The organism is Rhizobium sullae, from assembly GCF_900169785.1.
GTDB classification, from domain to species: domain Bacteria; phylum Pseudomonadota; class Alphaproteobacteria; order Rhizobiales; family Rhizobiaceae; genus Rhizobium; species Rhizobium sullae.
The window spans coordinates 12,495-38,633 of the sequence record NZ_FWER01000029.1; the positions used below are offsets into that span (position 1 = coordinate 12,495).

Consider the following 26,139-nt stretch of genomic DNA (forward strand, 5'->3'; position numbering starts at 1 on the left):
CGCCCGAGAACGCTTGCGACCGACGATCCCGCCCTTGCCGTCGATGCCTATCCTGAACCTGGTCGCAGCGGGAATTCCCTCGCTCTACGGCGCATGGAGTGTCGTTGCTGTCGTTTTCTCCTCCGCGTCCGATCCGCCTCGGGTCGTCGCTTCCCTTGGCCATCTTCGTCCAGTGACGCTGGCTCAACGCGAAGGACGCGGCAATCCCTCCGCCCAGTCCCAGGCGATGACGGTGTCGCCAGATTGCCAAAAATCGGATCGTCGCCGCACCTGACGGCCTGCCGTCATTCCCGATGGCGCAGAGCGTTCACAAGCGCCACGAAGGCCGGAGAGGGTTGTCTTCTGCTGGGGTAATAGAGGTGGTAGCCGTCCCAGTAAGGCGAATATGATTCCAGGACGCGTACCAGACGGCCTTCCGCTATATGAGGCAGAGCCTCGTCCTCCGGCACGTATGCCAGGCCAAACCCTTCCAATGCCGCCTCCAAGCCCTGATAGGAATTGTTGAACGCAAGCTGTCCCTCGACCCGGATCTTGATCTCGTGCCCGTTGTCTTCGAACTCCCATGGCCAGAAACCCCCATAGGTGGGCAGGCGCTCGTTGATGCAGTTGTGTCGGACGAGGTCCTGCGGAGTCTCGGGAACTCCCTTGGTCTCGAAATATGAGGGGGCGCCGACGACGGCGAACCGGAAATCAGGACCGATGCGTGCCGAGATCATGTCCTTGGCCACCTGCTCGCCCATCCGGACTCCTGCGTCGAAACGCTCCGTCACGATGTCCGACAGCCCGTTCTCGCGCACCAGCTCCACCTTGATGTCAGGGTTGTTTGGCAGAAAACGCCGGAGCTTGGGCCAGATGACCCAGTTTATCGCGTGGTCAGAGGCCGTGATGCGGATGTTCCCCGCCGGCTTTTCCCGCAGCTCTGTTAGAGCCTCGAGTTCGGCCTCGATCTCATCGAAATGCGGGCCAACGCCCTGGAACAGTCTCTCTCCGGCGTCAGTCAGCGAGACGGCGCGCGTCGTACGGGTCAGAAGGCGGACGCCGAGCCGCGTTTCGAGCTGCCGGACGATGTGGCTGAGCGCAGACTGTGAGACGCCGAGCTTCGCGGCCGCTCTCGTGAAGCTCCTCTCTCGGGCGACCGCCAGAAAGGCCATCAGATCATTGACACTCGCTCGCGGCATTCATCAAGCTCCTGCAGGGCAAATCGCGGTTGTACCGAATTTGCAGAGACTGGACATTGAAATCATTGTGAGCACTTGGCCAGCCCACCTTGCATCGTAGATGCGTCAATTCATGAAACTAGCTCACAACTACATGCGAGATCAGTCGACTAATCCAGGCCTCGTCATTCTGTTAGACGCTAAGCGACCATGGATCCGAACGAGAAACCACGATCAATGCAGGTCTCGATCGACGGCGTCTCATTGCCGTGGCGTTGGCGGGCTGCCTCTTCGCGATCTCGCAGCCCGACGACGTCGATGTGAATGAGCTCCTGTTCGGGCCTACCACCCAGGCTCAGTAGCCTGCCATTCGCCTATGTCTTGACCCGCTCAACGCGCGGAGTGTGCGGTTCCCACGACGTGAAACGAACAAGCTCAACAGTCGGACCGGGTCACTGATACCGCACGCGCCGAACCCAACAGCAGTACCCGCAAAAAGGAATGATCAATGTCGTTGCAAGCTATATCAGAGGAGTACAAGGACGAAGGACGTGTCGCCGCGTGGAGCGGCGTGCTCGCTCTGTCGCTTACTGCGTTCGCGCTTATTTCGTCCGAGTTCATGACGCTTGGTGCCGGAGGCCAGATCCCGCTTTCGACCTCCGCGGGTAGCAATCGGCTGGTTACTTTGTAAGGCCCTCGAGTGAATAAGGCGCATGATATTGATTTTAGTGCCTGAAGGTAATACCTTTGTGGCGTCCGGTATTACAAGGTCGCGGAAATGACGACAACAGTCACAGCAAAAGGTCAGGTCACGATTCCGAAGGCGGTTCGGGACCTGCTCGGAATCGCTCCTGGCAGCAAGGTAGATTTCCTTCGAGCTGCAGATGGAAGCGTTGTTCTGACAAGGGCTGACAAGAAGCAGCCGCCGAGCCGCTTCCAAAGACTTCGTGGCCATGCCGGGAAGGGTCTCGATACCGATGCCATCATGGCGATGACACGTGGCGAAGCGTGACGCTTGTTGACACAAATGTCCTGCTCGATCTTGTAACCAATGATCCGATTTGGGCGGACTGGTCTGTCGCGCAGCTGGAAGCTGCCAGCCTTGCAGGGCCATTGTTGATCAACGATGTGATCTATGCAGAACTCGCTGTTCGTTATGAACGCATCGAAGACCTGGATGCGTTCATTGAAGCGGCTGGCTTTGAACTTGCCTCGTTGCCGCGCGCGGCGTTGTTTCTCGCCGGAAAGGTATTTAGGCAATACCGCAGGGCCGGCGGTTCGCGCACTGGTGTGTTACCGGACTTTTTCATTGGTTCGCAAGCCGCCGTGCAAAAACTACCCTTGCTGACGCGGGACATAGGTCGTTATCGGACCTATTTCCCGACAGTTGAGCTGATCACGCCGGATTCGTAATGTCATATGGGGCAGGCGAGAAAGCTCCGCCGCTTCGGTTAGAGTCCGGCCGCCTTATGCCAAACCGGTCGCGTCGCCGAAGGAAATTCGCCGGCGCACAGGTCTCGCGGCGGCACGGCTCAGGCATATCGCAGCCAGCCAGTGGTCCACCCGCAAGTACATGAACATGGGTCCTCTTTACGCGGAGCAATATTTAACCCACGGAGCTGTCGCCTGAAAAAGTGCGAAACAATCTGGATACTACCTTTTGACGACATCAGAGAGCAATTTACACTCGATGACTAAAGCGGCTTTATCAGCGCGCCAACGAAGATCGCTCCGCACAGACAGCGAAGAAAATACAGACGCCGAGCCGAACTCTCTTGGCAGCAGAAGCGAGTAGCATCGTCTTTCAACCCATTAAAGTGGGTTGATTTTCTTTTAAATTAGCATTAATTGATCCACTGAAAGGGTCAAATAATGCAGCTGGCGCTTCAAACCCATCTTAACGGAGAGTGGCATCAAGCCGCGACCCTGGAACTTAAGGACGACTCGGCCGGCTATCAAGGTGCGTCAATAGTCGATTTCGATCTTGACTATTTCGTCACGCAGGCCTCGGCGGAATTCGCGGCGGGAAAGACGGTTCGCGACCATCGCGCCTTGTCCGTCCGCAATCCCGTGGACCTTGAAAGCCGATACAGCCCTAACTGGCCACCATTCCTTTTGGACCTGATGCCACAAGGGCACGCTAGGAGAAAACTGGCCGAATACCTCGGGCTTGCTGAAGGCTCGCGCGCTTCGGACCTTCCCCTGCTTCTCCGTTCGGCGACGGGCGGAGTAGGCAATATTCGCATCAAGGAAGCCGCTGACGCTCAAGCGGACCGATTGCGCGGCGTACGACGCCAAGGCGTGACAGAGGCGGAAATCCTCGAGCGGTCGGATCGCTTCATGGAAGTCGCAGATCGGTTTGGAATGCTCGCCTCGGGCTCCAGTGGCCTGCAAGGGGAGTGGCCAAAGGTTTCCATGACGCAAGCGAATGACGGGCTCTACTACCCAGACAGCTTCGTCGCCGATGGTGAGGCCGTGCGTTATGTCATCGTCAAGCTAGTTCGAAGCACTGAGCCCGTCGATCGCCTCATTCTCGAAGGCGAGGCGCTTTACTCTCGAATCGCCCTTGAGATCGGTCTGAATGTCCGCGAACCCTCCACCTATGCCGAAGGCGTGCTGATTATCCCCCGTTTCGACCGGAAGAAGGGTGGAGGCGGTGAAACCGTGCGGCTGGGACAGGAAAGCCTCGTGTCCGCGATCGGTGTCGCGGATTTCGGCCATGTCGGCACGCACGAGGCGTACATCGATGTTCTGCGTCGTTACTCGGCCGATCCGTTCGCGGATATTGCCGAATACCTGAAACGCGACGTCACCAACTTGGCGCTCGGCAATCCTGACAATCACGGCCGGAACTCGGCCCTCAGCAAACATCCTGACGGAACAATCCGTCTGTCTCCGCTATTTGACTTCACGCCCATGCGGCTCGCCAAAGAGGGGATTGTTCGCTCTACCCGCTGGGCTCTGATGGGCAACGGTGGTCGAGACCATCTCCCGGATTGGAAGTGCATTTGTGCCGAACTTATGCCTGAACCAGATCAGCAAGGCGGGCTTCTGATTACGCTTTCCGCGTTTGCCGAACGCCTACGACACGCACCCAGTATGGCAAAAGATATGGGCGCCCCATCGGAAATTCTGGAACGAGCCATGGGGCGGTGTGCCGAAATTGCTGATAGCGTTTCGGCGACGTGCTCGTGATTGGGAATGAGATATGGCACGCTGGAAGAAGCCCACCAAAGAAGAAATCCTGGAAAACAGGCGCAACCTGGCAGAGCGTGCGCGCAATGGCGACCTGCGGTTACCCGGCGCGGTCAGGGAAATCCGCAAGAGCTTTGGCACGACGCAAGACGAGTTTGCCAAGATGCTGGCACTTACTAGGCGCCAAGTCGCGGAGATCGAAGCCGGCACGGCAAACCCAACGCTTGAAACATTGGAGAAGATTGGTCGGTTGTTCGGATTTGGGGTGGGCTTTGTGCCGAGGACGCCGAACTCCAGCCAAATATAATAGATGGTTGAGTGCTCTGGGGTGGATTTCTCATTGCGCCCGCCGATAGGCAGTGAACTTCACCTCGATCGAATGCAAGCCCCAGCGCTGATTTGGCGAGCGTGTAGGCGGACGCGCGGCGAGTTGCGTGTTCAGGCAGGAACGTACGTCAACCTGATCACGTCCTCGCCGATTAAATCGCTCGCCATGAGGCGGAGCGGCGGCCGTGGGCCGGCAAAGAATGGCTTGCCGCGACCAAGCACGATTGGGTGGAAGTAGAGTCGATACTCATCGACAAGACCAAGGTCGGTTAGGCTTCGTGCCAGGTCTGGTCCGGAAACTGCAATCTCCCCAACGAGTTGAGCTTTCAGGCCACGGATCACCGCCTCGATGTCGTCCTCGACAAGTGTGGCGTTGGGACCGACCGCCTTCAACGAGCGCGACACGACCCACTTCGGTTGGCGCCGCCACGCCGCCGCGAACTCGTGTTGCTCCGCACCCCACTCAGGACGGTTTTCGTCCCAGTAGCGCATGACCTCGTACATGCGGCGCCCGTACACACTGCCGGTGAGGTCGCGCACGTGCTCTATCCAGTGACGAAAGAGCGCGGGATCTGGTGCAAATTCCTGATGGTCGACATAGCCATCCAGGGACTGGTTCATTCCGAAGACGATCTTCGCCATGCTGCAAAATCTCCATCCCACGTTCTTCAGCATAGCTTGAACAGCCGTTACACGTAAGTGAGGTTTGGGGCCGGTGTCGCACAACTCGGCGCCGGAACGTGCTGGCTTCGACGTTTGCCGTTGATCGGCTGTGCCGAGACGGAGAAACTTGCGCGATTTGCCACAAATTGCAGTAGAATTGTCAAAAAAGTATCAGTGAGGGGTCGATGGCGTAGTAGCGATCGCTGATGTCCGCGCGTAAAGTTCTGTCATAAGAAGCGATGACCTCTGGGAGGAGGCGCCATTACCGGAGAAACTCCGGTCAGAGCGCAGGGAGGAAGGTTCCATGAATCCGGATTTGGAAGTGGTCGCGATCGGCAGCGGCGAGTCCTTCAAGGCCTGGGAGCATGGCTACCCCTACCGTACGGTCCGTTGGCATTTCCATCCCGAATATGAAATCCACCATGTCGTCGCAACGACGGGGCAATATTTCGTCGGTGATTTCATCGGCGAGTTCGAACCGGGCAACCTTGTGCTCACCGGACCGAACCTGCCGCATAATTGGGTAAGCGACGTGCCGCCGGGCACATGCCTACCGCTGCGCTGCCGGGTGCTTCAATTCACTGAGTCTTTCCTTGCGGATGCAAGCCGGGTTTTTCCGGAGCTTTCGGCTTGTGCCGGCATTCTGGAAATGAGCCGCCGGGGTGCGCTATTCACGCCCGAAACGACGACGCGCGTCGGCCCGCTCCTCGGGGAACTGGTCGAAGCCAAAGGAATTCGCCGGATCGAGCTTTTCATGAACGTGCTCAACGCGCTGAGTTCTGCACAGGGCACGCGTGCCCTTGCAAGTGCGCTCTATCATCCGGATCCGTCGGGGTTCATGTCTGCTGGGGTGAACCAGGCGCTGGCCTATATCAACACGCATCTAACCGAACCCTTCAGCGAGGGTGACCTTGCCGAGTTGACTGGGCAAAGCCCGAGCGCGTTCTCCCGCAGCTTCCGCCGGCACACCGGAATGGCGCTCGTTCAATATGTGAACCGGCTGCGGATCAACTTTGCCTGCCACCTGCTGATGAGCGAGACAGCCATGTCGATCACCGACATCTGCTTTGCGGCCGGCTTCAACAATATCTCGAATTTCAATCGCCGATTTCTGGATCAGAAGGGCATGGCGCCCTCGCGCTTCAGAACATTGCTGGCACAAAACGCAAGAGCGGTGGAGGCCGCCTAAAAGGGAGGACCGGGGAGGAGGAAACGAACAATCAGGGCGAGGCGAACGGACACCAGTTGTCTGAACGGGATTGCTTGTCCGCACACCAGCCTGAAGCGCCGGTCAAGAACCCGCTTCGAAAGGCCGGATCGCACAAAGGGTGTCGAGCTCGAGGCGAGCTTGAGGCTTCATCGAAACAGTTACAATTTGGGAACGGAGAGATTCCTATGACTCAATTCGCATGGAAATTAGCAGGCGCAGCAGCGCTCGCCGTCGGTCTTCTCAGCGGTACGTCCGCCTTTGCGCAGTCTGCAAAGGTGACCGATGCAACGGTCGCCTTTCTGATGCCAGATCAGAGCTCCACACGCTACGAGGAGCACGATTATCCGGGCTTCGAAGCGGAAATGAAGAAACTCTGCGCCGGCTGCAAGGTGATCTACCAGAACGCAAACGGCGACGCTTCGCGCCAGCAGCAGCAGTTCAACTCGGCGATTTCGCAGGGCGCCAAGGCAATCGTGCTCGACCCGGTCGATTCCACAGCTGCCGCGTCGCTCGTCAAGATGGCGCAGAGCCAGGGCGTGAAGGTCATTGCCTATGACCGGCCGATCCCATCTGCCGCCGCAGACTATTACGTCTCCTTCAACAACGAGGAAATCGGCAAGATGATCGCCAAATCCCTCGTCGATCATCTGAAGGCGAAGAACGTCCAGGCCGGCGACGGTGGCCTTCTTCAGATCAACGGCTCGCCGACGGATGCTGCAGCAGGCCTGATCAAGAAGGGTATCCATGCCGGCCTTGCCGAAGGCGGCTATCCGATCCTTGCGGAGTTCGATACGCCGGAGTGGGCTCCGCCGAAGGCTCAGCAATGGGCAAGCGGCCAGATTACCCGGTTCGGCAAGAAGATCATCGGCGTTGTGGCCGCCAATGACGGCACGGGTGGTGCTGCCGTTGCAGCGTTTAAGGCTGCCGGCATCGATCCTGTGCCGCCGGTCACCGGCAACGATGCGACGATCGCGGGTCTGCAGCTCATCATCGCGGGCGATCAGTACAACACCATCTCCAAGCCAAGCGAGATCGTGGCCGCGGCTGCGGCGAATGTCGCCATCCAGCTTTTGTCGGGCGAAGCGCCGAAGGCCGACACCAAGCTCTTCGATACGCCGACGCAACTCTTCACGCCGGCGCTCGTTACCGCTGAAAACCTGAAGGCCGAGATCATCGACAAGACGGTCAATGGCAAGCCGATCCAGACGCCGGAGCAGCTCTGCACGGATCGCTACGCCGAAGGCTGCAAGACGCTCGGCATCGGCGGCTGATCGGTTCCCTCCCAAGTTGCCCTTCGACCGTCCTTGTGGGCGGCCGGAGGGTCGAAAATTCATGATGAAAGGCTCGCGACAGATGACTGACGCTCCCGATCAAACAGCCTCTGCCGGCGAATTGGTGCTCAGCCTACGAGGGATCTCGAAACATTTCGGTGCCGTCTCGGCGCTTACCGATATCGATCTCGATGTTCATGCCGGCGAAGTGGTGGCGCTCGTCGGCGACAACGGCGCCGGCAAGTCCACGCTGGTGAAGATCCTTGCCGGCGTGCACCAGCCGAGTTCGGGTGAGATCACCTTCCGCGGCAACAAAGTGACGCTGACCGACCCCAGTGCGGCCTTATCCCTGGGCATCGCGACCGTGTTTCAGGACCTTGCACTTTGCGAGAATCTTGACGTCGTTGCCAACATCTTCCTCGGCCGGGAGCTCGCTCCGCTGAGGCTTGACGAGACGGCGATGGAGGTTCGTGCCTGGACGCTCCTGAACGAGCTTTCTGCCCGCATTCCGAGCGTCCGCATTCCGATTGCATCGCTTTCCGGTGGACAACGCCAGACGGTGGCGATTGCCCGGTCGCTGCTCCTGGAGCCGAAGCTCATTTTGCTCGATGAACCCACGGCTGCCCTTGGCGTGGCCCAAACGGCCGAGGTGCTGAACCTGATCGAGCGCGTGCGCGACCGCGGGCTCGGGGTCGTGATGATCAGCCACAACATGGAAGACGTTCGTGCGGTGGCTGATCGCATCGTCGTCCTCAGGCTAGGGCGGAACAACGGAGTTTTCTATCCTGACGCATCCAACCAGGAACTCGTCACTGCTATTACCGGGGCGACGGAAAACGCGGTCTCGCGTCGCGCTGGCCGCCGCCAGGCGCAGCAGGATATCAGGCAGGAGGGTCACCCATGACCAGCGATGTGAAACAAACCGCAACGCTGCTTGATCGCGGCGATGTTCGCGTCAGTCATGATGCGGGCATCAGTGCGAAGATCCGCTCGTCCATCGACAAGGTGCGCTCCGGCGATCTCGGGTCACTGCCGGTGGTCGTCGGCCTGGTGATCATCTGGACCGTGTTCGGCACTCTCAATCCGACCTTCCTTTCCAGCAACAACCTTGCAAACCTGCTTTTCGACGCGTCGACTGTCGGTGTGATTTCGCTCGGTATAGTCTGCGTGCTGATGGTTGGCGAGATCGATCTGTCTGTCGGCTCAATCAGCGGCTTTGCTTCGGCCATGGTCGGCATGCTCTGGGTCAATCAGGGCTGGCCCGTCGCGGCCGCGATCATCGCCGCCGTCCTTGTCGGCGGATTGATCGGCTCGCTCTATGCGCTGCTTTTCAATCGTCTCGGAATGCCGAGCTTCGTTTCGACGCTCGCGGGTCTGCTGGCGGTGCTCGGAATGCAGCTCTATCTGCTCGGCGCCACAGGCTCGATCAACCTGCCCTATGGCTCGTCCTTGGTGAACTTCGGTCAGCTGCTCGTCATTCCACGCCCGCTTGCATATCTTTTCGCGCTGCTGCCGGGAGTCGTGATGCTGATTGCAGGCTATCGGGCCGCTCAACGGCGCCGGCAAGCCAACCTCTCGTCTCGCTCGATCGGTGGCCTCGTCACCAGCGTGGCTGCCATCACCATCCTTCTCGAATTCGTCGTCTTCTATCTCAATCAGGACCGCGGCATCCCCTGGATGTTTGCCCTCTTCGTCGTGCTGGCGATCGTGATGAACTACGCGCTGACACGGACTCAATGGGGGCGGTCGATGGCGGCCGTCGGCGGCAATCGCGAGGCCGCGCGCCGCGCAGGCATCAATGTACGGCGGATATACACCAGCGCCTTCGTTCTCTGCGCAATGTTTGCCGCACTTGGCGGGGTGCTCGCCGCGGCGCGTCTTGCCTCGGCGAGCCAGCAGGCCGGGACGGGAGACGTCAACCTGAATGCGATTGCAGCAGCCGTCATCGGCGGAACAAGCCTCTTCGGTGGTCGCGGCAGCGCTTACTCAGCACTTCTCGGCATCATCGTCATCCAGTCGATCGCAAGCGGTCTGACGATGCTCGATCTGTCTTCGGCCCTTCGCTACATGATCACCGGTGCTGTTCTTGCCATTGCAGTCATCGTCGACTCGCTGGCGCGCCGGTCGAGAGTTTCGCACGGCCGTGCCTGATACAACTACGAAAGCAAGGATTGATATGGGACAGGAACTTTCTGGAAAGGTCGCAGCGATTACCGGGGCTGCCTCGGGGATCGGTCTTGAATGCGCCAAGTCTTTATTAAAGGAGGGTGTGAGCGTTGCTCTCATCGACAGAGCAGGCGATTCTCTGAGGAGCATATGCTCCGAGCTGGGTACGGACGCCTTCCCTCTGGTCGTCGATCTGACCAACCCTGCCAGCGTCTCGACGATGATGCCGCAGATCCTGGAACGGTTCGGAAAGCTCGACATTTTCCACGCCAATGCCGGTTCCTACATCGGCGGAGACGTCGTCGACGGTGATCCCGATTCCTGGGACCGGATGCTGAACCTGAACATCAATGCGGCCTTCAGATCTGTCCAGGCGGTGTTGCCTCATATGGTGGAAAGGAAGACCGGCGACATCATCATGACCAGTTCGATCGCCGGTCTGGTGCCCGTGGTCTGGGAGCCGATCTATACCGCGTCCAAACATGCGGTGCAGGCGTTTGTCCATACGGTCAGGCGCCAGGTTATAAAACACGGCATTCGCGTCGGCGCGGTAGCGCCCGGTCCTGTCGTCACGGCGCTGATCAGCGACTGGCCTCAGGAAAAGCTCGATGAGACGATAGCCGCAGGAGGATTGATGGAAGCCACGGAGGTTGCAGAGGCGGTGCTGTTCATGCTGACGCGGCCACGCAACGTGACGATCCGTGACCTCGTCATCCTGCCGCATAGCACGGACCTTTGACCATGGCGCGGTTTTTTATCGGCGTCGACGTGGGTACAGGCAGCGCACGGGCAGGGGTCTTCGACGAGAACGGGGCGCTGCTGGCGTCCGCCAAACGTCCGATCACGATCTGGTATGAGGCGGGCCACATCGTCGAGCAATCCAGCGAACAGATCTGGAAAGCCGTCTGCGACAGCGCCAGGGAAGCCGTCTCAATGGCTGGGATCTCAGCCACCGCCGTCGCCGGCCTGGGATTCGACGCCACCTGTTCTCTCGTTGCGGTGAAATCCGATGGCGCGCCGGTCGCCGTCGGTCCTTCCGGCGATCCCAACCGCAATATTGTCGTCTGGATGGATCACCGTGCCGCTGGCGAAGCGGCCGAGATCAATGCTGGAAGCCACGCGGTCCTGCGTTATGTGGGCGGGCGGATCTCCCCGGAAATGGAAACGCCGAAGCTTCTCTGGCTGAAGCGCAATCTGCCGGCCTCCTTTTCCGCTGCCGGCCATTTCTTTGACCTTGCGGACTTTCTGACCTGGCGTGCAACCGGCTCGCTTAGCCGGTCTGTCTGCACGGTCACCTGCAAATGGACCTATCTTGCCCACGAAAAGCGCTGGGACGCCCAGTACTTTGAGGCGATTGGGCTCGAAGAATTGGCAGCAGAAGGCTTTTCCAGGATAGGTACGGACATCGTCGACCCAGGCACGGCACTGGCAGATGGGCTCAGCGAACACGCCGCTGCCGATCTTGGGCTGCCGGCCGGAACGCCCGTCGGAGCGGCACTGATCGACGCGCATGCGGGTGGCGCCGGCACACTCGGCGGCGCGGATGCAAACGGCCGTTCGGATGTCAGAAACAGGCTTGCCTATATCTTCGGTACGTCGGCCTGTTCGATGGCTTCAAGTGACAATCCGATTTTCGTCGGTGGCGTCTGGGGACCGTATTACTCAGCAATGGTGCCGGGGCTCTGGCTGACGGAAGGCGGGCAGTCGGCTGCAGGTGCGGCCATAGACCATCTGGTGACCATGCATCCGGCATCTGCCGAGGCGCGTGCAAAGGCGGAAGCGGCCGGTCTCACTCTCGTTGCATGGCTGGACAGGCAGGCCACGGAAATATGCCCGGACCTAACGCGTGCCGTCGAACTTGCGAAGTCTATCCATGTCGTGCCGGAATTTCTTGGAAACCGGTCGCCGCATGCCGATCCCGATGCACGGGCGATCGTCGCAGGCATTGGACTGGATGTCGATATCTCCAATCTGATTTCGCTCTATATTGCCGGCCTTTGCGGCATTGGTTATGGCCTCAAGCAGCTTTTGGAAAAGCTGGCGCAAGACGGCATCAAGCTTGACCTGATCGTTGCTAGCGGCGGTGCCGCGCAAAGCAATCTTGTCCGACAGCTTCTGGCCGACACGACGAATGTGCCGGTGGCAATCTCTGACACCGAAGAGCCGGTGCTACTGGGTGCGGCAATGCTCGGCTCCGTTGCCGCCGGACACAATGATTCTCTGCCCGAAGCGATGAAGGCGATGTCGCATCTGTCGAAAACGTTCCATCCAACGGGTGGCGCGATTGCGGTCCTGCACAAAAACAGGTTCCGCGCTTTCGAAGTGCTCCAATCGGCGGATCGCGAAATTCGTTCGCTTGCATTGAACGGCGATTGATCGTTTCGCCTCCAAAAGGCGGAAGGCGATGTCTATCGGGAGCGGCTCATCGCGATCAGAAAAAACGGGCCGCCGGCGAGAGCTGTCAGCAGACCTGCCGGTATCTGCCACGGAAAAATGATGGTTCTTCCCGCCCAGTCGGCCGCAATCAGGATGATTGCGCCGTAAAGGCCAGAAGCGAATATTTCGGCGGCCGGTTTGCGGAAACCCGACATTCTCGCGAAATGCGGCGCCATCAGCCCGACGAAGCTTAAAGGTCCAATCGCCAGTGTTGCGACGGCCGTCGGAATTGCGATGAGGCAAAGCAGGATGGCGCGAGCGGAAACGACACCGAGGCCTAGCGAGCGCGACACGGTTTCGCCAAGCGGCAGGACGGCGAGCCAGCGGACCGTCAAAGGCGCCAAAGAAAGAAGAAGGAGCGCAACAACCACTGTCGCAATCGCCTGGCTGGGCGTCGCCGTATAAGTGGAACCTGAAAGCCAGGCGAGCAGGAAGTCCGTTCTCGGATCGCCGCTCGCAAGAACGAGAGCGGCCAGCGCCGAAGCAAGCGTCGTCACAGATGTGCCTGCTAGTAGAAGCTTCTCCGGCGAAAGGCGCTGCCGGCCAGCGATAAACAGGACGAGCGCGAGTGTTGCGAAGGCGCCGAAGCTTGCGGCCACTCCCAGTGAAAGCCGATCGATGCTGGACGTGCCGACAAAAAGAGCAAGTACGCCGAGGCTCGCCCCACCTGAGACACCGATCACTTCGGGAGCGGCCATGCTGTTTGTGGTCATCCCCTGGAGCAATGTGCCGCAAACGCCAAACATGGCTCCGGCCGCAAGCGCCACGCCGATCCGTGGCAGCCGCAATTCGGCCAATTCGCCAATCTGTGCTGCCGCGATCCAACCCCAGCCGTTTGCACCCTTTCCCAGGAAGAAAGCAAGACCTGTTGCAACAACGAGTGCGACGGCAAGCAGAAGAAGCGCCGGCATTCCGCAAGGAGTGACGGCGGTGAATGTGCCCTCTCGGCTGCCCAGGGTGACGGTCTTCAAACGAAGCAGGAAGATGAACAGCAAGGGCGTGCCGAGTAGTGCTGTCGCAGCGCCTGCCGGAAATGCCACCTCTCCGAAGTGGAACTGGATCAGTTGATCGACCAGCCAAAGCTGCGAGGCGGCAATCAGAGGCGACCAGACCATGCGCTGCAGCAGCGTCCTTGCACCGGCTATGCGCGCGAAGGCAGGGGCGGCTAGTGCAATGAAGCTTATGACACCGGCTGCCGCAACGACGAATGCGCTCATTGCTACTGCAATCGAAAGACCGATCAGCCTGATGGCTGCCGGCCTCATGCCAAGGCTGCCGGCGCTTTCATCGCCGGCTTCCAGCAGCCGCAAAGGCCGCAGGAACATGAATGCCAAGACACTGCAAACAGCAATCTGCGGAAGGAGGGTTCGGGCGATGGCGTCGCCATTCTGGATCAACGATCCGCTCTGCCAGATGAAAAGATCCTCGGTGTACTCGCGGTTGATCGCCATGAGGAGGGCGCTCGCCGAGCCGCAGGTCAAACTGACGACAAGCCCCGAGACAATGACGGCCACCGGCGAAAATTGCCGGCGCTGTGCGAGCGCGAAGACGACGAGCGTCGTTAGCGCGCCGCCCAGAAGGGCGATGGCACCGCGTCCGTTTGCGAGCGCGTCGGGGGCGTAGAGCGTTGCGACAGTCAAGGCCAGCCCCGCTCCGGCATTCGTGCCAATCGTCGTCGGCTCTGCCAGCGGATTGCGAAGCAGATGCTGGATTAAGATGCCGGAGAGCCCGAGCCCCAGGCCGGCGAGGATGCTGACAGCGACACGCGGCATGAAGGCATGCCGGAAAAGCAGCTCTTCCGATTTCGCATTGTCGGTATTGACAAGCGCGGACCACCAGGAGGCCGGCGGCAACAGCCGTTCCGCGCCGCCAAAGGTCAGGACCATCGCGGCAATTGCCGGGATGGTGACGAGCAGGATCAGTTTCCAAAGGTCGCTGCGTTGCGCCGATATTGGCTGATCGATCACCATCATGCCTGCACGAAGTTCCTGATAAAAGTGGCGAAACGGGCGGCAGCGGCCAAACCGCCGAAGGGCCAGACCGGCGGGATCGTTGCGACATTTCCGGCTCTGACACAGGGCAGGTTTGTCCAGAGCGAACTCTGCTCAATGCGGATGCGGATATGCGGCGGGATGGGATCGAGCGAAATCAGGCGGGCATTGCCGATTGCCGTAAGCGCGTCGATGCCAACGGTTGAAAATCCCCATTGGGATGTCTCTCCGGTCCACGCGTTGACAAGGCCGACGCGGTCAAGCACGTCTTGAAACAGGCTGCCCCTGCCATAGACCCGCACCTGACGGTCGTCGAACATGCTGATGATCGCAATCGGTACAGCCCGACGGGTATGAAGGGCGTCTCTGGTATCATTGATCGTCCGCATGGTTTCGCTAACAAGGTTTCGTGCTGCGTCCTGCCGTCCAACGATCGCGGCGAGCTTTATGGTTTCGGCTTCCGCCTGGGCAAGCGGCGTGCTCATGCCTTCATAAAAAGGAACCCTGAACACCGGCGCAAAGCGCGTGTAAATCGTTTCGTCGATCCCGTAGCCATAGGCGCCTGCGATCAGATCGGGACGAAGCGCGCTGATCACTTCGAGGTTCGGTTCACCGCGAGCGCCGAGATCAAGTGTCGACAGGGGCAGGGCGGGCGCAGCGACCCAGTCCCGATAGCCTTTGAGATCGGCAACCGCCAATGGCGGCACACCGAGTGATACGAGCATTTCGGCCGACGTCCATTCGAGGCAGACTATGCGTCGCGGCAGCCCTGCGAAGGCCGCCGGTGCGAAAGGCGATGCTGCAAGCGCGCCGAGTAATGTCCGCCGGGTAAACATCACCAACGGTATTTCACCGAGCCGACGATCTTGCGGCCCTCGCCAAAAAAGCATCCGGCCGTTTCTGAAAAGCAAGAGGCCACATAGCGCTTGTCGAACAGATTACTGACGTTGAGCTGGAACTCGTAGTCCTTCCACTGGTAATTTGCGGCAAGGTCGACAAGCGTGGCGCTCGGAACCTTGAAGGAATTCGCATCGTCGCCATAGGTCGATCCGATATAACGGACACCTGCGGCAAGGCCGAGACCCTCCAGCGTGCCGCGCTGGACCGTGTACTTTGCCCACAGCGACGCGCGATGGCGCGGCACGGCGTAGGGCGTGTTGCCGCCGGTTCCCTCGGTATCGTCCATGATTTCGGTATCGAGATAGGCATAAGCGAGCTTGATATCCCAGCCCTGATCGAGGCTTGCGACGCCTTCGAGTTCGATGCCGCGTGAGCGGATTTCTCCGCTCTGCACGGCAGTACTTCCTTGATAGCGAACGGCATTGTCTTTCGTCAGATCAAACGTCGAAAGAGTGACGAAGCTGTTATAGCCTTCCGGCTGATACTTCACGCCGACCTCGTACTGCCGTCCGGTTTCCGGGTCGAAGCTCGGATCGTCAAGGACCGGCATGAACGAGGTCGAATAGCTGGCATAAGGTGCAAGACCGTTGTCGGCCAGATAGACAAGGCCGAGGCGGCCGGTAAAGGCGCTGTCGGATTTGTCTGTACGGCTACCGTCAAGCTGCTCGAGCGTTTCCGTTCGCGCCCAGTCGTGACGCAGACCGCCCGTCAGCACGAATTTATCAAATTTGACCTGGTCGTTCACATAAAGGCCGACCTGGTGCTGCGTCGTCTTCGCGTCGGTATAGACATCAAGTGCTGGCAGCGGCGAACCGTAGACTGGATTGAAGACATCGATAGGATCGACGTCGGCATAAGTGCCCCAGTCTTTGAAATGCGTATACTGATAATCCAGCCCGAAAAGCATCTTATGCTCGAGCGGACCTGTGTCGAACATTGCCTCTGCCTGATTGTCGATCGCAAAGCTTGCGAGCTGCGACCGACCTTCGTCGGCATAGCGCATGAGGGTGCGTCCGTCAGCGGCAAGTCCGTTGCCAAAAACGCCTTCCTGTACGTTTTTCAGATATGAATAGCGCGCGTTCTGCCGGAAAGCCCACGTCTCGTCGATCTGGTGCTCGAACTCGTAGCCGATCGTCGCAATCGTCAGATCATAGCGGTCAAAATCCGGTTCGCCGACAAACCTGTCGCGTGGAATTTCGCCGTTTTCGTTCGGCAGGACGGTTCCGGATGCCGGCAGAAACTGGATGCCCCAGCCGGTGAAGTCCTTCTGGTATTTCGCAAAGACCGTCAGGCTCGTTTCGTCGTCCGGCGCCCATTTGACGGAGGGTGCGAGGTAGATGCGATCGTCGTTGACGAAGTCCACGTGTGTATCGCCCTTGCGGCCGAAACCCGTCAGACGGTAGCTGAACACGCCGTCTTCGGTGATCGGACCGCCGATGTCGAATTGTGCCTCGTAGCGATCGAAGCTCCCGACGCTGAGGCCTACTTCGCCGAACGCTTCGGAAGTCGGGCGTTTGCTGGAGTAGTTGATGATGCCGCCGGGGCTGTTCTGCCCGTAAAGTACGGAAGCCGGGCCGCGCACAAGCTCGATGGCTTCGGCGCCGTAAGTCTCCAGCGACAGGAAGGAGGCGAATTCGGTTCCCTTCGAATGAAGGCCATCGACATAGAAGATTTCGTCGGAGACGTTGAAGCCGCGGATTTGCAGGCCATAGCCGCGGGTATCCGAGCCGTTGTTCTCGCCGGCGACGCCTGCGCTATAACGCAGGGCCGCATTCAGCGTTTCGGCACCTTGCGCCTCGATCTGACTCGCCGTGATCACGGACACGGACTGCGGCGTTTCGATGAGCGGGGTATCGCTCTTTCCGGCTGCGCGCCCGGCTTTCGCAACGTAACCATCCTCTTCGAAAATGCCGCTGCTGCCTGCACCGCCATCCCCTTGGATGACGACAGGCTGCAGCACGGTCGCTGCCTGATCCTGCGCAATCGCTGGTAGAAAAAAGCCTGTGCTGCATGAAAGAGAAAGAATGGTGCGGCCAAGCGTGGAACGAAAGGACATCGCTGCTCCCCGTGCAAATTCGATATCGAAATGAAATGCTGGTGGCTGGGGCGCGGGGCCGTGGCTTCCAGGCCGAGACCTATTAAAGTTGCCAATGACTGTCAACTTTCAGGCGTGAAAAAGCCCGCCTTCGAACTTGCAATCCAGGGATTTTATTGGGCCACCGCCACAAGCCGGCCGGATCGTTGCTGCATCACATCCATCCGGACATTGTAGATCTTGTCGAGTTCGGCAGGTTTCATGATTTCGGCGGGTGTTCCTTGCGCGATCAAGCGCCCCGAATGCAGCGCGACGATTTCGTCGCAGAATCTCGCCGCCATGTTGACGTCGTGAAGCACGGCAATGACGCTGAGGCCCTTCTCGCGGGAGAGTTTCTGGGTCAGTGTCAGCACTTCGAGTTGATGGCCGATGTCGAGTGCGGAGATGGGTTCGTCAAGCAGCAGGCAATCGGCATCCTGCGCCACAAGCATAGCCAGCCATACGCGCTGGCGCTCTCCGCCCGACAGTGTATCGACAAGCCTGCCGGCGAATGAGGCGATGCCTGTAAGTTCCAGCGCTTCGGAAACCTTAATGCGATCTGCTTCTGCGAAGCGGCCAAGCGCACCATGCCAGGGGTAGCGGCCGAGTGCGACAAGCTCATTGACAAGCATCCCCGGCGCTGCCGGCGTCTGCTGCGGCAGGTAGCCGAGGCGGCGGGCAAAGGCGCGGCCCGGCCATTCGGCAAGCGCCTTGCCTTCGAAGCGTATCGTGCCGGAAGAAGGCTGTTGCTGGCGGGCGAGAAGCTTCAGCAGCGTCGATTTTCCGGAACCGTTATGGCCGATCAGCCCGACTGTTTTGCCGGCTTCAAAATCCAGCGTCAGCGGATGCAGCAGCGTACGGCCTTCGATGACGAAGCTGACGCCTCGAAGCGAGAGCATGGAAGCGGTGCCCGCGTCGGAACCTTTCGCCTCAGCGGCAGTTGCCCGTTTCTTATCAAGATGCAATGTCATGCACAGCGCCCTATTGGCTCCCGTCAAAAAATATGAGAATGCGGGTCACGTTTCGCATCAATGCGCGCTTATCGTCAATGCCGCCGCTTAAGCTCATACCTTTAAAGGTCGAAATGCTTCGCCGTTTCCTTTCTTACTACAGGCCTTATCGCGGCCTTTTCGTGCTCGATTTCAGCTGCGCGATCGTCTCCGGCCTGCTCGAGCTCGGCTTTCCGATGGCCGTGAAGCTGTTTGTCGACAGGCTGTTGGTCGGCCAGGATTGGCTGCTTATTCTGCTGGCCTCTGCCGGTCTTCTGGTGGTCTACGCGATCAACACGGGCCTGATGGCGATCGTCACCTATTGGGGGCATATGCTCGGCATCAATATCGAGACTGACATGCGCCGCGCGGCCTTCGATCATCTTCAGAAACTCTCCTTCAGTTATTACGACAACCAGAAGACGGGGCATCTGGTCGGCCGCCTCACCAAGGATCTCGAAGAGATCGGCGAGGTTGCCCATCACGGTCCCGAGGATCTTTTCATAGCGGTGATGACGTTCATCGGCGCACTTATCCTGATGGTGTCAGTGAATTGGCAGTTGGCGCTGGTCACCGCCGTCATCGTGCCGCTGACGGCGTGGGTGACGAGCCGCTACGGGACCCGGATGACGAGGAATTCGCGGGCACTCTTCGGACGCGTCGGCGACTTCAATGCCCGGATCGAGGAGAGCGTCGGCGGTGTCAGGGTCGTGCAGGCCTTCGGCAATGAGGACCATGAACGTGCGCTCTTCGAAAACGACAATCAAAGCTACCGGAAAACGAAGCTCGAAGCCTATCGCATCATGGCCGCCAGCACGTCGCTCAGCTACATCAGCATGCGGTTGACGCAGATGATTGTGATGATCGCCGGCAGCTACTTCGTTCTGGCCGGACAGTTGACGGCGGGAGGCTTCATCGGCTTCCTGCTCCTGGTCGGCGTCTTCTTCCGGCCCGTCGAGAAGATCAATTCCGTCATCGAGACTTATCCGAAGGGCATCGCCGGCTTCCGGCGGTTTACCGAATTGATCGACACCGAGCCCGACATCGAAGACGCACCCGATGCGATCGATATCGACCACCTGAAGGGCGAAATCATCTATGAAGACGTGTCCTTCGCCTACAGTTCCGGCAAGCCCGCACTTCAGGATGTCAATCTGACGATCAAGGCAGGCGAGACAGTTGCATTTGTGGGCCCATCCGGTGCCGGCAAGACGACGATATGCTCGCTGCTGCCGCGCTTTTATGAAGTCGGCAACGGGGCAATCTCGGTGGACGGTATTGATATCCGCCATATGACGCTTGCCTCGCTCAGGCGTCAGATCGGCGTTGTGCAGCAGGATGTCTTCCTGTTTGCTGGGACGATCCGCGAGAATATCGCCTATGGAAGGCTCGACGCCACCGAAGCGGATATCGTCGAGGCGGCCAGGCGCGCCAAGCTCGACGACATGATCGTATCGCTGCCGAACGGATTGGACACCCTCATCGGCGAGCGCGGCGTCAAATTGTCGGGCGGACAAAAGCAGCGCCTGGCGATTGCGCGCATGTTCGTAAAGAACCCGCCGATCCTCATTCTCGACGAGGCGACGTCCGCGCTCGATACCGAAACAGAACGCGAGATCCAGCAATCGCTGGCCATGCTCGCGCAAGGCCGCACCACGCTGATCATCGCACACCGGCTGGCAACGATACGCGATGCAGACAGAATTATCGTCGTCGCCGGCTCGCGTGTGGTCGAGCAGGGCTCGCATGCCGAATTGCTGGAGCGCCGCGGCCATTACAGGCGGCTCTACGATGCCCAGGTCGCGATCAGTTCCTGAGAATTGCCCCATGATGGCTGCCGTCTCGACAGCCGTGCCGAAGCGAATTATCTATAAAAAATGACCGACCATAATGACGAGACCATTGCCGCACGGATAAGCCGCGTTCTTGCCGACCGGATCGTAACAGGGCAACTCGAACCCGGCTCCAAACTCAAGCAGGATCACATTGCCGAGGAATTCGGCTCCAGCCATGTGCCGGTGCGCGAAGCACTCCGGCGGCTGGAGGCGCAGGGGCTTGCGATCAGCGAGCCAAGGCGGGGCGTCAGGGTCGCATCGTTTGATCTTGCAGAAGTGCAGGAAGTGGCGCGCATGCGCGCCGCGCTCGAGGTCCTGGCGCTTCGTCATGCCGCTCCCCATTTGACGCCGTCCATCCTCGATCAGGCAGAACGCGCCATCCTTGAAGGCGACCAGGCGCTCGACGTTCGCGGCTGGGAATCCGCCAACAGGCGCTTCCATCGCCTGATCCTGTCGCCATGCGGGATGCCCCGTCTGTTGGCGGCAATCGACGATCTGCATGCCGCCAGCGCGCGGTTTTTGTTCGCGACCTGGAATTCAGGCTGGATGACGCCGAAGGACCGCGATCATCGGGCGATCCTTAGCTTCCTTCGTGAGGGCGAAACGGAGCACGCGGCAACGGTGCTGGAGCGGCATGTTCAGTGGATCGGCCGCCGGCCGGCAAGAAGCGGCGCCGCTCCTGATGCCGAACGTTTCGCGATCGTCGGCTAGATGCCGCCGGTCTGATTTGCATCGCCGCAATCTGTTATCTGCAGAAATCTGGACTCTGCCCCTTGCGCTACCTTGCGCCGGATAATTATAGATAAAAATGCAAGATATCTATATCAACGCATTTGCGGGAGAGGATTTGATTCGATGCAGGGTAAAATGGCTGATAGCGCGAGCGGAAATGAGCGTGAGATAGCATTCCCGGTCCCATATCAGATCGATGAGGCAGAAATTATCTATAATCTGCCATTCAATGATCTCCTCTTTCGTGCACACAGCGTCCATCGCGAGAACTTCGACCCCAATGCGATCCAGATGAGCCGTCTGCTTTCGATCAAGACCGGCGGCTGCGCGGAGGATTGCGGCTATTGCAGCCAGTCCGCACACTATCCGACCGGGCTCAAGGCTTCGAAGCTGATGGAAGTCGAGCGCGTCCTTGCCGAAGCGCGGAAGGCCAAGGAGGGTGGTGCGACGCGCTACTGCATGGGAGCGGCATGGCGCAGCCCCAAGGACCGCGACATGGACGCGATCGTCGCTATGGTTCACGGCGTCAAGGCGCTCGGCATGGAAACCTGCATGACGCTTGGGATGCTGACGCCCGCTCAATCGGCCTCGCTCGCCGAGGCCGGCCTCGACTATTACAACCACAATGTCGACACTTCCGAGCGCTTCTACAGCGAGATCATCACCACGCGGACCTTTGCCGACCGTTTGGAGACGCTGTCAAACGTCCGGGATGCCGGCATAAAGGTCTGCGCCGGCGGCATCCTCGGCATGGGTGAAACGACGAAGGACCGCATCGCGATGTTGGTGACGCTTGCCAACCTTCCCGTGCCGCCCGAGAGCGTGCCGATCAACATGCTGATCCCGATCCCGGGATCAAAGCTTGCCGACGCCGAACCCGTCGACCCGATCGACTTCGTGCGCACGATTGCGCTTGCCCGCATTCTGATGCCGGCCTCGCATGTGCGGCTTTCGGCGGGACGCACCGGCATGAGCGACGAGATGCAGGCCCTCTGTTTCTTCGCCGGCGCCAATTCCGTCTTCATCGGCGACACCTTGCTGACGGCCGACAATCCCGGGGAAGATCATGACAGCGCTCTATTTCGCCGTCTTGGCCTGAGGCCAATGGAGCTGGGTGCAGCAGAACCGGAGACGGCACAATGAGCTTTGCGGGCCTTGCCCGCTACGAGCGGACGCTGGCTGGCCTTGAACGAAAGGGCCGTGCACGTGCGCTGATCGGCCAGAGCGGCATCGACTTCACGTCGAACGATTATCTGGGGCTTGCTCAATCGAAGCGTCTCAAGAACGCGATTGCCGAGGCGATCGAGCGCGGCGTTCCGGTCGGGGCAGGGGGGTCAAGACTGCTGCGCGGCAATCATCCGGAGCACGAGGCGCTGGAGGCCGAAGCTGCCGCATATTTCGGGACCGGAAGGGTCGTCTATTTCGGCAGCGGCTACGCCGCCAATACCGCCCTCTTTTCGACCCTTCCGCAACGCGAGGACCTCATCGTCTACGATGGTCTGATCCATGCCAGTGCACATGAGGGGATCGCGGCGGGCAAGGCGCAGGCGATGCCGGTCCTGCACAATGATGTCGAGGCCTTCGATGCGGCAATCAGGAAATGGCGCCAGGCGGGCGGTACCGGCAGGCCCTGGATTGCCGTCGAGAGCCTCTATTCCATGGACGGCGATCGCGCGCCACTTGCCGAACTTGCAGGCATCGCGAACGCGCATGGCGCCTTCCTGGTCGTGGACGAAGCGCATGCGACCGGTGTCTTCGGCCCGGGGGGGCGCGGTCTTTCGGCAGGTCTGGAAGCGCAAGATAACCTCATCGTCCTTCATACCTGCGGCAAGGCGCTTGGCGTTTCGGGAGCGCTGCTTTCGGCCAGTGCCGTCATCTGCAACTACCTCGTCAACCGCGCCCGTGGTTTCATCTATTCGACGGCCCCGTCGCCTTTGATGGCGGCCGTTGTTCGCGAAGCACTGCGGGTTCTTGACGACGAGCCGCAACGGCGCTCGGAATTCGACGCGCTGCGGGCTTTTGCAAATTCCGCACTCACGGCTGCAACTGGTGTCGAGGGCAGCGGATCGCAGATCCTGCCGGTGATGATCGGCGACAATGTGCGTGCCGTCCGGATTGCCACGCGCATGCGTGACGAGGGCTTCGACATCCGGGCAATCCGGCCGCCGACCGTTCCTGAGGGTACCGCCCGGCTGAGGATCGCGATCACGCTGAACGTCGATTCCAGCATGATCTCCAGCATGTTAGAACGGCTTGCGGCAGTGATGGTGGAGGAGCGCGCGTGACGAAGCGTTACGTTGTCACCGGCACGGATACCGGGATCGGCAAGACCATGTTCGCCGCGGCACTGACGCAAGCTCTCAACGGCTATTATTGGAAACCGGTGCAATCGGGACTTGAGGAAGAGACCGACAGCCAAACCGTCATGCGGCTTGGCGGGGTTCTTCCCGCGCGGATCATTCCGGAGGCCTATAGGCTGAAGACGCCGGCATCCCCGCATCTTTCTGCGAGGCGCGACGGCATTACGATTGCCTCCGACCGATTGGCCCTGCCTGAAACCGATGAGCCGCTGATCGTGGAAGGTGCCGGCGGCCTGCTCGTGCCGCTTACTGACCGGCTGTTATTCGCGGATGTTTTTGCCGGCTGGCAGGTTCCTGTCATTCTCTGCGCCAGGACTGCGCTCGGGACAATCAATCATACGCTGCTGTCGCTCGAGGCGCTGAAGCACCGCGCAATCCCGATCCTTGGGATTGCCTTCATCGGTGACGAGAACGCCGAAACGCAGCGGGTCATTGCCGAGATCGGGGGCGTTCGCTCGCTTGGCCGCCTGCCGTGGTTGCCGACCGTCACGCCCGAGACACTGCGCGAAGCCTTCAGCAGAAACGTCGATATCGAGCACATCAAGGGAGCGCTGGCATGACACGCTCGGTCGTATGGCATCCCTTCACCCAGCACGCGCTGGAACCGCCGATGAAGCGGATCGTGGAAACGGCAGGCGCTTACCTCATCGACGAGGACGGCAACCACGTTCTCGACGCCATCTCGTCCTGGTGGGTGATCACCCACGCCCACCGGCACCCTACGATCATGAAGGCGATTACTGCCGCTGCGGAGCGCTATGACCAGCTCATCTTCGCCGAATACACACATGCGCCGGCCGAAGAGCTGGCCGAGGGCCTGATCGCCGTTGCGCCGCCGGGCCTGGCCCATGTTTTTTACTCCGACAGCGGATCGACCGCAGTCGAGGTCGCGCTGAAGATGGCGCTCGGTTTTTTCCACAATAAAGGTGAGCGGCGCAATCGTATCGCGGTCATGGAGCATGCCTATCATGGCGACACGATCGGCACGATGTCAGCGGGCGAGCGCGGCGTGTTCAATGCCGCTTACGAACCGCTGCTTTTTGCCGTCGACCGGTTGCCGTTTCCAGCGGCGGGCCGCGAGCTGGAAACGCTCGATGCCTTCGAGTGCTTCTGCCGGTCAGGCGAAGTCGCAGCCCTGCTGGTCGAGCCGCTCATTCTCGGGGCAGGCGGCATGAAGATGTATCCACCGTCGCTTCTTGCCGGCCTCAAGGAGATTGCCGAGCGTCATGGAACGCTTCTCATCGCCGATGAGGTGATGACCGGCTGGGGGCGCACGGGAACGCTTTTTGCCTGCGAACAGGCTGCGATCACGCCGGATATTCTCTGCACGTCGAAAGGCCTCACAGGGGGCGCTCTGCCGTTGGCGGCGACTTTGTGCACGGCGGAAATATTCGAGGCCCATCTCTCTTCCGACCGCCGCAAGACCTTCTTCCATTCAAGTTCCTACACGGCCAATCCGATCGCCTGCGCAGCAGCCCTTGCCAATCTTGCGGTCTGGCGGGATGAGCCGGTCAAGGCGCGGATCGATACTCTCGCGGAGGCGCATCGCGGGCCTTTGGCCCGCTTCGCCGCGGACACGCGCTTCCGGAACGTCCGGCAAAAGGGAACGATTGCTGCTCTCGACCTCAATGTGGGAGTCGGTGGTTACGGCTACTTGGCAAACGTCGGGCCGAAGTTGCGCGCGTTCTTCCGTGAACGTTGTCTGCTGATCCGGCCGCTCGGCAACGTCATCTACCTGATGCCGCCCTATTGCGTCACCGCCGAAGAGCTCGGCCGCGCCTATGACGCGATCGGGGAAGCCGCCTCGCATTTTGGAGCACCCGCATGTCGATTGTGAGGTCGTCGCGGCTGGCAGGCTTCGGTCACAGCGTGCCGGGGCGACGGGTCGACAACAGCGAGATCGAGACGGCCCTTGACCTCGAATCCGGCTGGATCGAACGTCGTACGGGCATTCTCTCCAGATATTGGGCGGAAGAGGGTGATACGCTTAGCGCTTTGGCGGCCAACGCGGGCGCCATGGCGCTTAGCGATGCAGGTGTCGACCGGGCCGAAATCGCCTTGACGCTGCTTGCAACCTCGACCCCTGACCATTTGCTGCCGCCGTCCGCCCCCTTGCTTGCCCATCACCTCGGCCTTACGAATTCCGGAGCGATCGATCTTGCAGGCGCCTGCTCGGGTTTTCTTTATGCGCTCACGCTCGCCGACGGCTTTGTCCGCACCCAGGGACAACCGGTGCTCGTCGTTGCGGCAAACATCTTGAGCCGCCGGATCAACCCGGCCGAGCGCGCAAGCTCGGTTCTGTTTGCCGATGCTGCCGGTGCGGTCGTGCTTTCGCCATCAACGGGATCCGGCACCGGTCTCCTCGGCGTCGATCTTATTGCTGACGGAAGCGGCTATGACTTGATCTCGATTGCGGCCGGAGGCAGCAGCCGCCCCTTCGCGCCGGGCATGAGGGCGGAGGATTTTCTCATGACGATGCGCGATGGACGCGAGGTGTTTTCGCGCGCCGTCGAGATGATGACGGCCGCTTCAATGCGGGCGCTCGATCAGTCGCGTGTCGCGGTCGAGAATGTCAGCCGGTTCGTCCCGCATCAGGCCAACACGCGGATATTCAGCGCTGTATGCGAGAAGCTGGGCATACCAGCCAAGAAGGCCGTCAGCACGATTGGTGATTACGGAAACTCGTCCGCCGCAACCATTCCCCTGTCGCTGTCGATTACCAACGAAGAACGTCGTTTTGCTTCCGGGGAAACGGTGCTTCTGGCCGCTGCGGGTGCTGGATTGACCGGTGGTGCCGTGGTGCTCGGATTCTGAGACCCTGACGCTGGATAAA

24 protein-coding genes are annotated in these 26,139 nt (G+C 60.0%); 18 read left to right on the forward strand and 6 right to left on the reverse strand.

The genetic code is table 11. The features are described 5' to 3' along the window. Positions 1-284: 284 nt before the first annotated feature. A complete protein-coding gene (locus tag BN1800_RS23305; protein ID WP_087001358.1) occupies positions 285-1,178 on the reverse strand; it encodes a LysR family transcriptional regulator in 894 nt (297 codons plus the stop codon). Between the two features lie 487 nt (positions 1,179-1,665). Between BN1800_RS23305 and BN1800_RS23310 the strand changes: the two genes are divergently transcribed. The 5 genes from BN1800_RS23310 to BN1800_RS23330 all read left to right on the forward strand — a co-directional run bounded on the left by BN1800_RS23310 (position 1,666) and on the right by BN1800_RS23330 (position 4,659). Further along, positions 1,666-1,848, forward strand: coding sequence for a hypothetical protein (locus BN1800_RS23310; RefSeq protein WP_087001359.1), 183 nt, complete (start codon positions 1,666-1,668; stop codon positions 1,846-1,848). 87 nt (positions 1,849-1,935) lie between these two features. Continuing rightward, the gene (locus BN1800_RS23315) at positions 1,936-2,169 is read left to right on the forward strand and encodes an AbrB/MazE/SpoVT family DNA-binding domain-containing protein (protein ID WP_027510357.1); all 234 of its coding nucleotides are present in this window, start codon (positions 1,936-1,938) and stop codon (positions 2,167-2,169) included. Beyond that, positions 2,166-2,570 carry a type II toxin-antitoxin system VapC family toxin gene (locus BN1800_RS23320; protein ID WP_027510356.1) on the forward strand — a complete coding sequence of 135 codons (405 nt, stop codon included), beginning with the start codon at positions 2,166-2,168 and terminating at the stop codon, positions 2,568-2,570. The genes BN1800_RS23315 and BN1800_RS23320 overlap by 4 nt, the downstream gene beginning before the upstream one ends. 459 nt (positions 2,571-3,029) lie before the next feature. Then, positions 3,030-4,352, forward strand: coding sequence for a type II toxin-antitoxin system HipA family toxin (locus BN1800_RS23325; RefSeq protein WP_087001360.1), 1,323 nt, complete (start codon positions 3,030-3,032; stop codon positions 4,350-4,352). Between the two features lie 13 nt (positions 4,353-4,365). Further along, complete coding sequence (locus BN1800_RS23330; protein WP_027510354.1) at positions 4,366-4,659, forward strand: helix-turn-helix domain-containing protein; 294 nt, start codon at positions 4,366-4,368, stop codon at positions 4,657-4,659. A 131-nt stretch (positions 4,660-4,790) separates the two neighbouring features. Here the strand turns inward: BN1800_RS23330 and BN1800_RS23335 are convergent, their stop codons facing one another. Beyond that, on the reverse strand, positions 4,791-5,321 hold the full coding sequence (locus tag BN1800_RS23335; protein WP_027510353.1) for a dihydrofolate reductase family protein: 531 nt from the start codon (positions 5,319-5,321) through the stop codon (positions 4,791-4,793). A 325-nt stretch (positions 5,322-5,646) separates the two neighbouring features. On the opposite strand from BN1800_RS23335, the gene BN1800_RS23340 reads away from it, so the two are divergent. The 6 genes from BN1800_RS23340 to BN1800_RS23365 all read left to right on the forward strand — a co-directional run bounded on the left by BN1800_RS23340 (position 5,647) and on the right by BN1800_RS23365 (position 12,365). Continuing rightward, positions 5,647-6,531 (forward strand): AraC family transcriptional regulator, encoded by an 885-nt coding sequence (locus tag BN1800_RS23340; protein ID WP_087001361.1) that lies wholly within the window; start codon positions 5,647-5,649, stop codon positions 6,529-6,531. A 206-nt stretch (positions 6,532-6,737) separates the two neighbouring features. After that, complete coding sequence (locus BN1800_RS23345) at positions 6,738-7,823, forward strand: ABC transporter substrate-binding protein (protein WP_087001362.1); 1,086 nt, start codon at positions 6,738-6,740, stop codon at positions 7,821-7,823. An 82-nt stretch (positions 7,824-7,905) separates the two neighbouring features. Continuing rightward, positions 7,906-8,727 carry an ATP-binding cassette domain-containing protein gene (locus BN1800_RS23350; protein ID WP_087001388.1) on the forward strand — a complete coding sequence of 274 codons (822 nt, stop codon included), beginning with the start codon at positions 7,906-7,908 and terminating at the stop codon, positions 8,725-8,727. Then, positions 8,724-9,974, forward strand: a complete 1,251-nt coding sequence (locus BN1800_RS23355) for a sugar ABC transporter permease (RefSeq protein WP_087001363.1) — start codon at positions 8,724-8,726, stop codon at positions 9,972-9,974. Before BN1800_RS23350 ends, BN1800_RS23355 begins: the two co-directional genes overlap by 4 nt. Positions 9,975-9,999: 25 nt before the next feature. Next, a complete protein-coding gene (locus BN1800_RS23360) occupies positions 10,000-10,728 on the forward strand; it encodes an SDR family oxidoreductase (protein WP_027510348.1) in 729 nt (242 codons plus the stop codon). 2 nt (positions 10,729-10,730) lie between these two features. After that, the gene (locus BN1800_RS23365) at positions 10,731-12,365 is read left to right on the forward strand and encodes an FGGY-family carbohydrate kinase (protein WP_087001364.1); all 1,635 of its coding nucleotides are present in this window, start codon (positions 10,731-10,733) and stop codon (positions 12,363-12,365) included. 32 nt (positions 12,366-12,397) lie between these two features. Here BN1800_RS23365 and fhuB read toward each other — a convergent pair whose 3' ends face one another. From fhuB to BN1800_RS23385, 4 genes are all read right to left on the reverse strand, one after another. Next, positions 12,398-14,398 (reverse strand): Fe(3+)-hydroxamate ABC transporter permease FhuB, encoded by a 2,001-nt coding sequence (gene fhuB, locus BN1800_RS23370; RefSeq protein WP_087001365.1) that lies wholly within the window; start codon positions 14,396-14,398, stop codon positions 12,398-12,400. Continuing rightward, complete coding sequence (locus BN1800_RS23375; RefSeq protein ID WP_087001366.1) at positions 14,395-15,252, reverse strand: ABC transporter substrate-binding protein; 858 nt, start codon at positions 15,250-15,252, stop codon at positions 14,395-14,397. Before BN1800_RS23375 ends, fhuB begins: the two co-directional genes overlap by 4 nt. After that, positions 15,252-17,372 carry a TonB-dependent siderophore receptor gene (locus BN1800_RS23380; protein ID WP_087001367.1) on the reverse strand — a complete coding sequence of 707 codons (2,121 nt, stop codon included), beginning with the start codon at positions 17,370-17,372 and terminating at the stop codon, positions 15,252-15,254. The genes BN1800_RS23375 and BN1800_RS23380 overlap by 1 nt, the downstream gene beginning before the upstream one ends. A 152-nt stretch (positions 17,373-17,524) precedes the next feature. Next, positions 17,525-18,289: an ATP-binding cassette domain-containing protein gene (locus tag BN1800_RS23385; protein WP_210191291.1), complete on the reverse strand. Its 765-nt coding sequence runs from the start codon at positions 18,287-18,289 to the stop codon at positions 17,525-17,527. Positions 18,290-18,474: 185 nt separating this feature from the next. Here BN1800_RS23385 and BN1800_RS23390 point away from each other — a divergent pair, with 185 nt between their 5' ends. The 7 genes from BN1800_RS23390 (at position 18,475) to BN1800_RS23420 (ending at position 26,120) form a co-directional block, all read left to right on the forward strand. Then, on the forward strand, positions 18,475-20,196 hold the full coding sequence (locus tag BN1800_RS23390) for an ABC transporter ATP-binding protein (RefSeq protein ID WP_087001389.1): 1,722 nt from the start codon (positions 18,475-18,477) through the stop codon (positions 20,194-20,196). 60 nt (positions 20,197-20,256) lie between these two features. Continuing rightward, positions 20,257-20,925 (forward strand): GntR family transcriptional regulator, encoded by a 669-nt coding sequence (locus tag BN1800_RS23395; RefSeq protein WP_027510342.1) that lies wholly within the window; start codon positions 20,257-20,259, stop codon positions 20,923-20,925. Between the two features lie 156 nt (positions 20,926-21,081). Then, positions 21,082-22,089: a biotin synthase BioB gene (gene bioB, locus BN1800_RS23400; protein ID WP_027510341.1), complete on the forward strand. Its 1,008-nt coding sequence runs from the start codon at positions 21,082-21,084 to the stop codon at positions 22,087-22,089. Continuing rightward, positions 22,086-23,231, forward strand: a complete 1,146-nt coding sequence (locus BN1800_RS23405; protein ID WP_087001370.1) for an 8-amino-7-oxononanoate synthase — start codon at positions 22,086-22,088, stop codon at positions 23,229-23,231. The genes bioB and BN1800_RS23405 overlap by 4 nt, the downstream gene beginning before the upstream one ends. Then, positions 23,228-23,866, forward strand: coding sequence for a dethiobiotin synthase (gene bioD / locus BN1800_RS23410; protein WP_087001371.1), 639 nt, complete (start codon positions 23,228-23,230; stop codon positions 23,864-23,866). The genes BN1800_RS23405 and bioD overlap by 4 nt, the downstream gene beginning before the upstream one ends. Next, entirely contained in the window at positions 23,863-25,143 is a 1,281-nt protein-coding gene (locus tag BN1800_RS23415) for an adenosylmethionine--8-amino-7-oxononanoate transaminase (protein WP_087001372.1), read from the forward strand. The genes bioD and BN1800_RS23415 overlap by 4 nt, the downstream gene beginning before the upstream one ends. Further along, positions 25,131-26,120, forward strand: coding sequence for a beta-ketoacyl-ACP synthase III (locus BN1800_RS23420; protein ID WP_087001373.1), 990 nt, complete (start codon positions 25,131-25,133; stop codon positions 26,118-26,120). The genes BN1800_RS23415 and BN1800_RS23420 overlap by 13 nt, the downstream gene beginning before the upstream one ends. The last annotated feature ends 19 nt before the right edge of the window (positions 26,121-26,139 follow it).